This is a genomic window from Roseateles sp. (genome assembly GCF_039595295.1).
Classification (GTDB): Bacteria; Pseudomonadota; Gammaproteobacteria; order Burkholderiales; family Burkholderiaceae_C; genus Roseateles.
On the sequence record NZ_JBCNLU010000005.1, the window covers coordinates 15,444 to 28,087 of the forward strand.

The window sequence follows — 12,644 nt, forward strand, 5'->3', positions numbered from 1 at the left end:
CGATCGTTCTTTTCGCTGACGCGCGACCGGGGAGACACGGCGACGGCGGCGAGGCTTCTCACCTGCATTGGAAGGAACAAGCATGGGTGCCAGTTACGAAGTCCGCGGCCAGGTCGCGGTGATCACGCTCAACAACCCGCCGGTCAACGGCCTGGGCCACGCCACGCGACTCGCCGTCTCGGACGGCATCGAGCGCGCCGAGAACGATCCGGCCGTCAAGGCCGTCGTCCTCACGGGTGCCGGCAAGGCCTTCTCCGGCGGTGCCGACATCCGCGAGTTCGGCTCGCCCAAGGCCCTGGCCGAGCCCAACCTGGGCTCGCTGATCAACCGCGTCGAGTCCTGCACCAAGCCGGTGGTCGCCGCCATCCACAGCGTCGCCATGGGCGGCGGCCTGGAGCTGGCCCTGGGCTGCCACTACCGCGTCACCGCGCCCGGCGCCAAGGTCGCGCTGCCGGAAGTGAAGCTGGGCCTGCTGCCCGGCGCCGGCGGCACGCAGCGCCTGCCGCGCGCGCTGGGCGTGGAGCCCGCGCTCAACATGATCGTCAGCGGCGAGCCGGTGAACTCCGAGCTGCTCGCGCAGGTGCCCGGCCAGGTGCTGTTCCAGAAGGTCATCGAGGGCGACCTCATCGACGGCGCCGTCCAGTACGCGCTGGAGATCGCCGACAAGCGCCCGCTCCCCCGCGTGCGCGACCTCAAGGCCCAGCACCCGGAATCCCAAGCCTTCTTCCAGTTCGCGCGCAACACCGTGGGCGCGATGAGCAAGAACTTCCCCGCGCCGCTGCAGTGCGTGGAGACCGTGGCCAACGCGGTCTCGATGAAGTTCGAGGACGGCATGCGCGCCGAGCGTGAAGCCTTCGGCGCGCTGATGCTGACGCCCGAGTCCAAGGCGCTGCGCCACGCGTTCTTCGCCGAGCGCGCCGCGTCCAAGATTCCGGATGTCCCCGAGGACACGCCGCTGCGCAAGATCGAGAAGGTGGCCGTGATCGGCGCCGGCACGATGGGCGGCGGCATCGCGATGAACTTCCTCAACGCCGGCATCCCCGTCGTCATGCTGGAGATGAAGCAGGAGGCGCTGGACCGCGGCGTCGCCACCATCCGCAAGAACTACGAGGCGCAGGTCAAGAAGGGCAAGCTCAAGGAAGACAAGTACACGCAGCGCATGAGCCTGCTGCACACCACCCTGAGCTACGCCGAGATCGGCGACGCCGACATCGTCATCGAAGCCGTCTTCGAGGACCTGGGCGTCAAGGAGCAGGTGTTCAAGCAGCTCGACGAGGTGATGAAGCCCGGCGCGATCCTCGCGTCCAACACCTCGACGCTGGACGTCAACAAGATCGCGGCTTTCACCAAGCGTCCGCAGGACGTGATCGGCACCCACTTCTTCAGCCCGGCCAACGTGATGAAGCTGCTGGAGGTGGTGCGCGGCGAGGCCACCGCCAAGGACGTGCTGGCGACCGTGATGGCGCTGGGCAAGAAGATCCGCAAGACCTGCGTCGTCTCCGGCGTGTGCGACGGCTTCATCGGCAACCGCATGATCGAGCAGTACAGCCGCCAGGCCGGCTTCCTGCTGGAAGAGGGCTGCACGCCGCAGCAGGTGGACAAGGCGGCCGAACGATTCGGCTTCGCGATGGGCCCGTTCCGCATGGGCGACCTGGCCGGCAACGACGTGGGCTGGTACATCCGCAAGCGCCGTTATCTGGAGAAACCGGATCTGCGCTACTCCAAGACCGCCGACCTGCTGTGCGAGATGGGCCGCTTCGGTCAGAAGACCGGCGCGGGCTGGTACGACTACCAGGCCGGCAAGCGCGACGCGATCCCGTCCAAGACGGTGGTCGAGATGATCGAGATGCACCGCGCCGCGCTGGGCATCACGCCGCGCAAGATCAGCGACGAGGAGATCGTCCACCGCCTGGTCTTCGCGCTGGTCAACGAGGCCGCCCGCATCCTGGAAGAGGGCATCGCGCTGCGCGCCTCCGACATCGACATGGTCTACCTGACCGGCTACGGCTTCCCGCTGTGGCGCGGCGGCCCGATGTGCTACGCCGACACCGTCGGCCTGTACAACGTCGTGCAGGCGATGAAGCGTTTCGCCAAGAACCCGCATGACGACGCGAAGTTCTGGGAGCCCGCGCCGCTGCTGGCCCGCCTCGCGCAAGAGGGCAAGGGCTTCAACGAATAAGACGAAGGAGCAAGACATGAGCAAGGCACTGATCGTTTCCACGGCCCGCACGCCGCTGGCCAAGAGCTGGAAAGGCTCCTTCAACATGACCCACGGCGCGACGCTGGGCGGCCACGTGGTCCGCGCGGCGGTCGAGCGCGCCGGCATCGACGGCGCGGACGTCGAGGACGTGCTGATGGGCTGCGCGACGCCGGAAGGCGCGACCGGCAGCAACATCGCGCGCCAGATCGCGCTGCGCGCCGGCCTCCCGGTGACGGTGGGCGGGCAGACCGTCAACCGCTTCTGCTCCAGCGGCCTGCAGACCATCGCGACGGCCTCGCAGCGCATCATCGCGGGCGAGGGCGACGTGTACATCGCCGGCGGCGTGGAGAGCATCTCCTGCGTCCAGAACGAGGCCAACCGCCACATGATCCAGGAGAGCTGGCTGATGGCGCACAAGCCGGAGATCTACTGGTCGATGCTGCAGACGGCGGAGAACGTGGCCCAGCGCTACAAGATCTCCAAGGAGCGCATGGACCACTACGGCGCGGGCAGCCAGCAGAAGGCCTGCGCGGCGCAGGCCGAGGGCCTGTTCAACGACGAGATCGTGCCCATCACCGTGCTGGCCGGCGTGGCCGACAAGGTGCGCGGGATGATGACCAAGGAAGTGACCGTGAGCGTGGACGAAGGCCTGCGAGTGGGCACGACCTACGAGAGCATCAAGGACATCCGCACTGCCATTCCCGGCGGCGTGGTGACGGCGGGCAACGCCAGCCAGTTCAGCGACGGCGCGGGCGCTTGCGCCATCGTCAGCGAGTCCTATGCGGAGAAGAAGGGCCTGAAGCCGCTTGGCCGTTTCCTGGGCTTCGCGGTCGCAGGCTGCGAGCCCGACGAGATGGGCATCGGCCCGGTCTTCGCCGTGCCCAAGGTGCTCAAGCGCCTGGGGCTGAAGGTCTCTGACATCGATCTGTGGGAGCTGAACGAGGCCTTCGCGGTGCAGGTGCTGTATTGCGCCGACACGCTGGGCATCCCGATGGACCGGCTCAACGTCAACGGCGGCGCGATCGCGATCGGCCATCCGTACGGCGTGTCGGGCCAGCGCCTGACCGGCCATGCGTTGATCGAAGGAAAACGTCGCGGTGCGAAGCGGGTTTGTGTCACGATGTGCATTGGCGGCGGCATGGGTGCCGCCGGTGTCTTCGAGGTCTTGTGAACCCCTATCAAACGACTGAACTGACCGCAGGGGCGCCGAAAGGCGCCCTTTCTGTTGCTGGCGCCTGGATCGCCGCCGCGTTGCTGGCCTTGGGTGCGACCCAGGCGGGCGCCGCCGGCCGCAAGGAGCCGCCGACCAAGCCGGAGTCTCAGGCCATCGCCGACATCCACGACGCGATGCGAGCGCAGGACTGCGGCTTGGCGGCCAGCCGGCTCAACGAGGCGCTCAAGCGCAAGTACCCGTCGGCCTATCTGCTGGCCGGAACGATGTACGAGCAGGGCGTCTGCCTGAAGCCGGATTGGGAGCGCGCGGCGCGGCTGTACCAGCAGGCCGACGCGGCCGGGGAGCCGCAAGGCCGGCTGCGCATGGTCGCCGGCATGGCCGCGGGCAATCGCGATCGGGCGGCGGCGATGTACTGGGCGCTGGAAGACTCGACGGTGAGGCTGCCGGCCGAGTGCGAGGCCGGGCGTGAGCTGCGGTCCGAGCCCGAAGCCTATGTGGCGCAACTGCGCAAGTGGCCGGCCGGGCGGCTCGACGCCTGCGTCTATCTCGTCGGCGTGATTTCGGCCATCGCCGGAGAGATCGAGTACCCCAGCATGGGCGTGGCGTACGCGATCTACGGCAAGTACCGCATGAGCTTCCAACCATCGACCGCCACCATCGAGTGGACCGAGGAAGACCTGCGACTCGGCGACATGCTGGGCGTGTCCGGCGGCGACGACGTGCGCGACCGCGACAGCGGCCGGGTGCGGCAGACCCTGCGGCGCGCGCTGGAGGAAACCAGCCAGCGCACGTTGCGGCGCTTCACCAAGCCCGCGGAAGTGCCCGGCGGGTGGAGATTCCAGCAGGACTTCGCGTTCCGCATCGTCGGGTGACGTGATCGGATGCCCCGCCTGCTCGGACCGAGCGCCGAGCAGCGGGTACCGACAGCGCCGCCTCGTCAATCGCTCCGCTCCGGTCGTTCGGCTAACGCTTCGCTTCCGCCTCTCTTCCATCGCTACGCATTCCTCGCCGACGCTGTCGGTACCCGCTGCTCTCGTGGCAGTTGTGGCAGTCATGGCAGTCGTGGCAGTCGTGGCAGTCGTGGCAGTCGTGGCAGTCATGGCAGTCGTGGCGATTCGTCGTTGGGAGGGCGGGGTATCGCGCAGTTGACAGCCACGGGCGCAGCGCTGCGCGAGGATGGCGGCTTCTTCGATCCGCCGTTCCGGTCCGTCCCATGCGCAATACCCTCGACTTCCTGCTCTACGACTGGCTGAAGGTGCAGGACCTCAGCGGTCGCGAGCGCTTCGCGGACCATTCGCGCGATACCTTCGACGCCGTGCTCGATACCTGCGAGCGCATCGCGCGCGAAAAGTTCGCGCCCTTCAATCGCCTCGCGGATACCGAGGAACCCCGCTTCGACGGCGAACGCGTCCATCTGCCCCAGGCCACGCACGAGGCGCTGGCCGCCTACGTCGGCTCCGGCATGCTGGCGGCGGCCCAAGACCATGGGCATGGCGGCATGCAACTGCCTTGCGTCGTCGAGATGGCCGCCAACTGCTTCTTCAGCAAGGCCAGCGTGGCCATGGGCGGCTACGCCATGCTGACCAACGGCAACGCGAATCTGCTGATGGCGCACGGCACCGAGATGCAGCGCAAAGTCTTCGCGATGAACGAGTTCAGCGGCCGCTGGTTCGGGACGATGTGCCTGTCCGAGCCGCAGGCCGGCTCCTCCCTGTCCGACGTCGCGACCCGCGCCGAGCCCGATGGCGAGGGCTTCGACGCCGATCCGCTGGGTCCGCGTTATCGGCTCACCGGGAACAAGATGTGGATCTCCGGCGGCGAGCACGAGATCACCGAGAACATCGTCCACCTGGTGCTGGCCAAGATTCCCGGCACCGACGGCAAGCCGCTGCCCGGCACCAAGGGCATCTCGCTGTTCATCGTGCCCAAGCATCTGGTGGACACGCAGGGGCAGTTGACGGGCGAGCGCAACGACGTGGCGCTGGCGGGGCTCAACCACAAGCTCGGCTATCGGGGCACGACCAACTGCCTGCTCAATTTCGGCGAGGGTCGTCAGACGCCGGGCGGCAAGCGGGGCGCCATCGGCTATCTGGTGAGCAAGCCCGGCGACGGCCTGCGCTGCATGTTCCACATGATGAACGAGGCCCGCATCGGCGTCGGCCTGGGCGCGGTGATGCTGGGCTATGCCGGCTACGAGGCCAGCCTCGAGTACGCGCGCCAGCGTCCGCAAGGCCGGCCGATCACGGCGGCGGGCAAGGACGCCGCGCAGCCGCAGCGTCCCATCATCGAGCACGCCGATGTGAAGCGCATGCTGCTGGCGCAGAAGAGCTTCGTCGAGGGCGGGCTGGCGCTGGAGCTGTTCTGCGCGCACCTGGTCGACGAGCAGCAGACCGGATCGGCCGAGGACGCCGACACCGCCAAGCTGCTGCTGGAGGTGCTGACGCCCATCGCCAAGAGCTGGCCCAGCGAGTGGTGCCTGGAGGCCAACTCGCTGGCGATCCAGGTGCTGGGCGGCTACGGCTACACGCGTGATTTCCCGGTCGAGCAGTACTGGCGCGACAACCGGCTCAACATGATCCACGAGGGCACGCACGGCATCCAGGGCCTGGACCTGCTGGGCCGCAAGGTCGTCATGGACGGCGGCAAGGCGCTGATGGCGCTGGCCGCGCGCGTGAGCGACACCGCGCAGCGCGCCGGCCAGGTGCCAGGTCTTGCCGAGGCCGCCAACGAGCTGGGCGCGGCGCTGGCCGCGGTCGGCGGCGCGACCAAGAAGGCCTGGTCCACCGGCCAGCCCGAGGAGGCGCTGGCCAATGCGACGCCGTATCTGCAGGCCTTCGGCCACACGGTGCTGGCCTGGATCTGGCTGGACGTGGCACTGTCGCTGACCGATCGCGACGACGACTTCGCGCGCGGCAAGCGCGCGGCGCAGCGCTACTTCTTCGCTTACGAGCTGCCCAAGATCCACGCCTGGCTGGGCGTGGTCGCGCGGCGTGAGCCGCTCACCCGCGAGATGCAGGACGCGTGGTTCTGAAACTTCAACAAGGAGACGACGATGAGCAGCAAGGTGCAAGACCTTTTCGACCTGACCGGCCAGGTGGCGCTGGTGACGGGCGGTTCCCGCGGGCTGGGCCTGCAGATCGCCGAGGCGCTGGGCGAGGCCGGCGCGACCATCATGTTGAGCTCGCGCAAGGCGGCGGACCTGGAGGAAGCCGTCGCCCATCTGAAGACGCGCGGCGTGCAGGCGCAGTGGATCGCCGCCGACGCGTCCGACGAGGCGCAGGCGCGGGGCATCGTCGAGCAGACGCTGGCCAAGCTGGGGCAGATCGACATCCTGGTCAACAATGCCGGCGCCACCTGGGGCGCGCCGGCCGAGGACCACCCGGTCGAGGCCTGGGACAAGGTGATGGACCTGAACATCCGCAGCCTGTTCGTGATGAGCCAGGAAGTCGCGCGCCGCAGCATGATCCCGCGCCAGTCGGGCCGCATCATCAACGTGGCCTCGATCGCCGGGCTGGCCGGCAACACCGGCGTGATGAAGACCATCGCCTACAACACCAGCAAGGGCGCGGCGGTGAACTTCACCCGCGCGCTCGCCGGCGAGTGGGGCGTGCATGGCATCACCGTGAACGCGCTGGCGCCGGGCTTCTTCCCCAGCAAGATGACCAAAGGGTTGATGGCCGCCATCGGCGAGGAGAAGCTGGCGGAGCATGCCCCGCTCAAGCGCATCGGCGATGATGACGACCTCAAGGGCGCCGCGCTGCTCTTCGCGAGCCGCGCCGGCAAGCACATCACCGGGCAGATCCTCGCGGTCGACGGCGGCGTGTCCGCCGTGCACGGCGCCTGATCCCCACATCGCTCATCGAAGCCCGCCCCGCGCCATGTCCGAGTCCATGAAGTTCCCCGTCCACATTCCCTTCGTCCAGCAACTGGGCTTCGAGCTGGTGCGCGTCGACGAGGGCGAGGCCGAGCTGCGCGTGGACATCCGCGAATTGCATCTGAACTCGTGGGAAGTGGCGCACGGCGGCGTGCTGATGACGCTGCTGGACGTGGCCATGGCGCATGCGGCGCGCAGCGTGCACCGCGACCTGCCGGACTTCGGTCCGGGCGTGGTCACGGTGGAGATGAAGACCAGCTTCATGCGCCCCGGCGAGGGCGCGCTGCGCGCGGTGGGCCGTCTGCTGCATCGCTCGACCACGATGGCCTTCTGCGACGGCTCGGTCTATGGCGAGGACGGCAAGCTGTGCGCGCATGCGACCGGGACCTTCAAGTATCTGAAGGCGCTTCCCGGTCGCGGCCGCAGCCTCAAGGCGCTGCAGCGCAACGAGAACTGAGGCGCGGCGGATGAGGGCCGGCGAGGGTCAGCGGCCCGGCGAGCGCTCGTAGCGCGTGAGGTCGTGGTGCGTGTTGCCGAAGCGGGCGATCTTGTACGCCTCCGCCGCCTCGCGGTTCTGCAAGGTGGCGACGGCCGTGCACAGCGCTTCGACCTGCACGGCATTCAGGCGCAGCGACTGGCCGGCGCCGCGTGCCGCGAGCGCGGCCTTGCCGGTGCTGAAGGCCCGCTGCTCGACCCGCGACAGCCCTTGCGGTTCCAGCACCAGCGCGCGCGAAATGGCGTGGGCGTCCTCCGTGCCCATGGCCGTCATGCCCTCATTGCCTTCGGACGAGGCATGGTGCAGCAGCCAGGCGTTCAATGGACGCATCGCCCGGACGGCTTCCTCGAGCACCTCGTCGCGGGGCTGCTCGCTCGGGGGCGGCAGGTCACTCGGGGGCGGCAGATCGCTCGGGGGCGGCAGATCGCCGAGGTCGACCGACGTCTCGGGCACGCGCGGCGCGTGGACCGGATTGGCCGGGCGCGGCGGCAGGAAAACGCCGCGACCCCGATGGATGAAGGCCAGCTTCTCCGCCGGGCGGTCCAGCGCCGGGCGAGCGGGGGCGGGCTCGCGCTTCAGGTGCGTGCCTTCGGTGCGCGGCGGCGGCGAGGGTTTCCCGGGCGGGAAACGGTAGCGCGGCGGCACCGAATCGCGCGGCGTGATCTCGACGTTGGGCAGCTCCTTGGCCCAGTGCAGACCGACGTCCTGCGGACAGCCGTCCGGCAGGACCAGGGTGGCGAGATGCGCGGTCAGGCGCCCGATCAGCGCCGGGGACATCTTGTGCAAGGCCATCGGATCCGCGGACGACAGATCCAGCTTGCCGGGCTTGCGATCCAGCGCCTTCTCCATCAATCGAGCCAGTGCCTTGACCGGCTTGGCGTGCTTCGTGGTCTGGAGTTCCATGCGCAGCCACAGCTGCACTTGCGGATCGGAGGGCGCCTTCTTCGGCGGGGGCTCCGAGAACAGGAACGAAGGGAGCATGGAACGGCGAATCAGGGACATGGCGTCGACCTTTCTGGCTGGCGGTAGGAGGGGGCGCTCGCGGGTCGTGGACGGCGACGGCGACGGCGGCCGGGTGGATCAGTGACAACGTTGTTCGCCCAGTTGCTTGCATGAACGGGTCATCTGGATGTCGCCGGAAACCGTCCTGAAACGGGAAAAGCACGCTCGTTCTTTTTTGTCACCCGAGGGACGTCGGGGTCTGGGCGGGCGTGGTTCAATCGCCGGCATTCCGTCACGGATCGCCAGCGGCGCGCGCCCGGGCGATCGTTCATTCAAGCCATGCGATCGCATGGCCTCATTGCCACCGAGGAGCCCCCGATGAGCCAAGTCAACCGTCAGATCCTGCTGGCCTCCCGCCCGACCGGCGAGCCCGGCGCTGACAACTTCAAGCTGGTCGAGACGCCGGTCCCGACCGAGCTGGCCGAGGGCCAGGTGCTGGTCCGCAATCACTACCTGAGCCTGGATCCCTACATGCGCGGCCGCATGAACGACGGCAAGAGCTACGCCACGCCGCAGCCGCTGAACGAGGTCATGATCGGCGGCACCGTCGGCGAGGTGGTGGTGTCCAAGAACGCGCACTTCGCGGTCGGCGACAAGGTGGTGGGCATGGGCGGCTGGCAGGAGTTCCAGCTGGTGGACGCCAACCAGCGCGGCGTGCTGCAGAAGGTGGACACCACGCACGTGCCGCTGTCGGCCTATCTGGGCGCGGTCGGCATGCCGGGCGTGACCGGCTGGTACGGGCTGGTCAAGATCATTGATCCGAAGCCGGGCGAGACCGTCGTGGTCAGCGCCGCCAGCGGCGCGGTGGGCGGCGCGGTCGGCCAGCTGGCCAAGGCCCGCGGCGCGCGCGCGGTGGGCATCGCCGGCGGCGCCGACAAGTGCCGCTACGTGGTCGAGGAACTGGGCTTCGACGCCTGCATCGACTACAAGCAGCACAAGGACGCGAAGTCTCTGTCCGCGGCCCTCAAGGCTGATTGCCCCAAGGGCATCGACGGCTACTTCGAGAACGTCGGCGGCATGATCCTGGACGCGGTGATGTCCCGCGCCAACGCCTTCAGCCGCATCGCCATGTGCGGGATGATCGCCGGCTACAACGGCGAGCCCATCCCGCTGAGCGCCCCGCAACTGATCCTGGTCAACCGCATGAAGGTCGAGGGCTTCATCGTCTCCGAGCACATGGAGGTCTGGCCCGAGGCGCTGAAGGAGCTGGGCATGCTGGTGGCCACCGGCAAGCTCAAATACCGCGAGTCCGTCGCGCAGGGCCTGCACAACGCGCCCGAGGCCTTCCTGGGGCTGCTCAAGGGCCGCAACTTCGGCAAGCAGCTGGTGAAGTTGGTCTGATGGCCGGCCCGCGCTGGACCTGCCAGCGCTTCGACGACCTGAGCGTCCGAGGCCTGTACCGCGCGATGCGGCTGCGGGCCGAGGTCTTCGTCATCGAACAGCGCTGCATCTATCTGGATCCCGACGGGCTGGACCAGCACGCCTGGCATCTGCAAGGACTCGGCCAGGGACTGGGGCAGGGCGCGGACGGCGGCGACACGCTGCTGGCCTACGCCCGGCTGCTGCCGCCGGAGATCGGCGACGGCGCCGCTCGCATCGGCCGCGTGATCACCGCGCCCGCCGCGCGCGGCGGCGGCCTGGGCCGCGCGCTGATGAGCCGGGCGGTGCGCGAGTGCCAGCGCCTGTGGCCGGGCATGCCGATCGAGCTCGGCGCCCAGGCGCATCTGCGCGAGTTCTACGGCAGCTTCGGCTTCACGCCCATCTCCGACGTCTACGACGAGGACGGCATCCCCCACATCGACATGCGCAAGGAGCCCACGCCATGAGCGCTTCGACTTCCGCTTCGACTTCCGGCGCCGCGAGCGCTTCGGCGGTGACCGCTGACGACCTCGTTCTGCATCACTACGCCGGCTCGCCCTTCGCCGAGAAGGCTCGGCTGATGCTGGGATTAAAGGGCCTGGCCTGGCACTCGGTGACGGTGCCGATGATCCTGCCCAAGCCCGACGTGGCGGCGCTGACCGGCGGCTATCGCCGCACGCCCTTCCTGCAGATCGGCGCCGACATCTACTGCGACACCACGCTGATTGCCGAGGTGCTGGAAGGCCGTCGCCCGACGCCCAGTCTGTTCCCGGCGGCGGTGGCGGGCCAGGCGCGGCTGCTGTCGCAGTGGGCCGGCACCGATCTGTTCTGGACGGCGCTGCCGTACGCGATGCAGCCGGCCGGCGCGGCGGCGATGTTTGCCGGCGCGCCGCCGGAAGTGCTGCAGGCCTTCGTCGCCGACCGCAAGGCGATGACCGAGGGCATGCCTCAGCCGCGCGGCGGCGACGCGGGCGCGGCGCTGTCGCAGTATCTGGAATGGTTGTCCTCGATGCTGACCGGTGGCCGGGATTGGCTGCTCGGCCACGCGCCCAGCATCGCCGACTTGAGCGTCTATCACCCGCTGTGGTTCGTCGCCAAGGCCGGTCCGCTGGCCGAGATCCTCGCGCCGCATGAGGCGCTGCGCGCGTGGATGGCGCGCGTCGCCGGGATCGGCCATGGCGAGCGCGCCGGCAAGCTGGACGGCGCGGCCGCGATCGCGCTGGCCCAGGCCTCGACGCCCAAGCCGGCGCTGGTCGAGGAGGGCCTGGGCTTCGCGCGGGGCGACCGGGTCACCGTCGCGCCTAGCGACTACGCCCGCGACGCGGTCGCCGGCGAGCTGGTCGGCCTGAGCAATGACACCGTCACCTTGGCCCGCGACGACGAGCGCGCCGGCCGCGTGCATGTTCATTTCCCTCGCATCCGCTACGTGCTGAGGAAAGCCGCGTAAGACGGCGCCGCTCGCACCACGCCAACCTCACATCTAGGAGACAAGCGCATGAAGGACTATCAAGGCAAGACCGCGGTCATCACCGGCGCGGGATCGGGCTTCGGCCTGGAGGTGGCGCGCATCGCCGCCGCGCGCGGCATGAACCTGGTGCTGTGCGACGTGCAGCAGGACGCGCTGGACAAGGCCGCGGCCGAGTTTTCCGGCCATCAGGTGCTGGCGCGCCGCGTGGACGTGGCCAAGGCCGATCAGATGGAGGCGCTGGCCGGCGCGGTGCGGGAGCGCTTCGGCGCGCCCAACTTCGTGTTCAACAACGCGGGCGTGGGCTCGGGCGGGTTGATCTGGGAGAACTCGCTGGCGGACTGGGAGTGGGTGCTGGGCGTCAACCTGATGGGCGTGGTCCACGGGGTGCGGCTGTTCACGCCCATGATGCTGGAGGCCGCCCAGGCGGACCCGGCCTGGCAGGGACATATCGTCAACACCGCGTCCATGGCCGGCATGCTGAATCCGCCCAACATGGGCGTCTACAACGTGTCCAAGCATGCGGTGGTGTCGCTGAGCGAGACGCTCTATCAAGACCTGGCACTGGTGACGGATCAGGTCCGGGCGTCGGTGCTGTGTCCTTACTTCGTGCCGACGGGGATCACGCACAGCGAGCGCAACCGGCCCGGGGAGTTCGAGGCGGCGAAGCCGACGAAGAGCCAGTTGATCTCGCAGGCGATGACGGACAAGGCGGTGAGCTCAGGGAAGCTGACGGCGGCGGATGTGGCGCGGATGGTGTTCGAGGCGCTGGATGAGGAGCGGTTCTACATCTTCAGCCATCCGCAGGCGCTCAAGGGCGTGCAGACCAGGCTGGAGGACGTGATGCAGGTGCGGAATCCGACGGATCCGTTCCAGGACAAGCCGGAGATCGGGGCGCGGTTGCGGGAGTCGTTGCGTAGCGCCTGACCGAGCGCGGGGCAAGAGAAGACCCTCTCCCCAGCCCTCTCCCGCAAGCGGGCGAGGGGGCCGTCTGGCTCCTCTCCCGCAGGAGCTTGAGGGGCCGACTTGTGCCTATCCCGCAAGTGTCTGAGCGGGGCCGGTCTTACCCCCTCT

The 12,644-nt window shown here is 68.8% G+C and carries 11 protein-coding genes; 10 read left to right on the top strand and 1 reads right to left on the bottom strand.

Annotated features, from left to right (window positions below):
* Positions 1-82 precede the first annotated feature (82 nt).
* The 6 genes from ABDW59_RS05425 to ABDW59_RS05450 all read left to right on the top strand — a co-directional run bounded on the left by ABDW59_RS05425 (position 83) and on the right by ABDW59_RS05450 (position 7,705).
* On the top strand, positions 83-2,179 hold the full coding sequence (locus tag ABDW59_RS05425) for a 3-hydroxyacyl-CoA dehydrogenase NAD-binding domain-containing protein (protein WP_343628505.1): 2,097 nt from the start codon (positions 83-85) through the stop codon (positions 2,177-2,179).
* A gap of 16 nt (positions 2,180-2,195) precedes the next feature.
* Positions 2,196-3,371, top strand: a complete 1,176-nt coding sequence (locus ABDW59_RS05430) for an acetyl-CoA C-acyltransferase (RefSeq protein WP_343628506.1) — start codon at positions 2,196-2,198, stop codon at positions 3,369-3,371.
* Between the two features lie 80 nt (positions 3,372-3,451).
* On the top strand, positions 3,452-4,246 hold the full coding sequence (locus tag ABDW59_RS05435; RefSeq protein WP_343628507.1) for an SEL1-like repeat protein: 795 nt from the start codon (positions 3,452-3,454) through the stop codon (positions 4,244-4,246).
* 341 nt (positions 4,247-4,587) lie between these two features.
* On the top strand, positions 4,588-6,405 hold the full coding sequence (locus ABDW59_RS05440) for an acyl-CoA dehydrogenase (protein ID WP_343628508.1): 1,818 nt from the start codon (positions 4,588-4,590) through the stop codon (positions 6,403-6,405).
* A gap of 21 nt (positions 6,406-6,426) precedes the next feature.
* Positions 6,427-7,218, top strand: coding sequence for an SDR family oxidoreductase (locus ABDW59_RS05445; RefSeq protein WP_343628509.1), 792 nt, complete (start codon positions 6,427-6,429; stop codon positions 7,216-7,218).
* A 34-nt stretch (positions 7,219-7,252) separates the two neighbouring features.
* Positions 7,253-7,705 (top strand): PaaI family thioesterase, encoded by a 453-nt coding sequence (locus ABDW59_RS05450; protein ID WP_343628510.1) that lies wholly within the window; start codon positions 7,253-7,255, stop codon positions 7,703-7,705.
* Between the two features lie 27 nt (positions 7,706-7,732).
* On the opposite strand, the gene ABDW59_RS05455 is transcribed toward ABDW59_RS05450, so the two are convergent.
* Complete coding sequence (locus ABDW59_RS05455; RefSeq protein ID WP_343628512.1) at positions 7,733-8,746, bottom strand: hypothetical protein; 1,014 nt, start codon at positions 8,744-8,746, stop codon at positions 7,733-7,735.
* A 318-nt stretch (positions 8,747-9,064) separates the two neighbouring features.
* Here ABDW59_RS05455 and ABDW59_RS05460 point away from each other — a divergent pair, with 318 nt between their 5' ends.
* The 4 genes from ABDW59_RS05460 to ABDW59_RS05475 are packed head-to-tail and all read left to right on the top strand — an operon-like array spanning position 9,065 to position 12,497.
* Positions 9,065-10,087, top strand: a complete 1,023-nt coding sequence (locus tag ABDW59_RS05460; protein ID WP_343628513.1) for an NADP-dependent oxidoreductase — start codon at positions 9,065-9,067, stop codon at positions 10,085-10,087.
* Entirely contained in the window at positions 10,087-10,572 is a 486-nt protein-coding gene (locus ABDW59_RS05465) for a GNAT family N-acetyltransferase (RefSeq protein WP_343628514.1), read from the top strand. The genes ABDW59_RS05460 and ABDW59_RS05465 overlap by 1 nt, the downstream gene beginning before the upstream one ends.
* The gene (locus ABDW59_RS05470) at positions 10,569-11,552 is read left to right on the top strand and encodes a glutathione S-transferase family protein (protein ID WP_343628515.1); all 984 of its coding nucleotides are present in this window, start codon (positions 10,569-10,571) and stop codon (positions 11,550-11,552) included. The genes ABDW59_RS05465 and ABDW59_RS05470 overlap by 4 nt, the downstream gene beginning before the upstream one ends.
* A gap of 48 nt (positions 11,553-11,600) precedes the next feature.
* Positions 11,601-12,497 carry an SDR family oxidoreductase gene (locus ABDW59_RS05475; protein WP_343628516.1) on the top strand — a complete coding sequence of 299 codons (897 nt, stop codon included), beginning with the start codon at positions 11,601-11,603 and terminating at the stop codon, positions 12,495-12,497.
* Positions 12,498-12,644 lie beyond the last annotated feature (147 nt).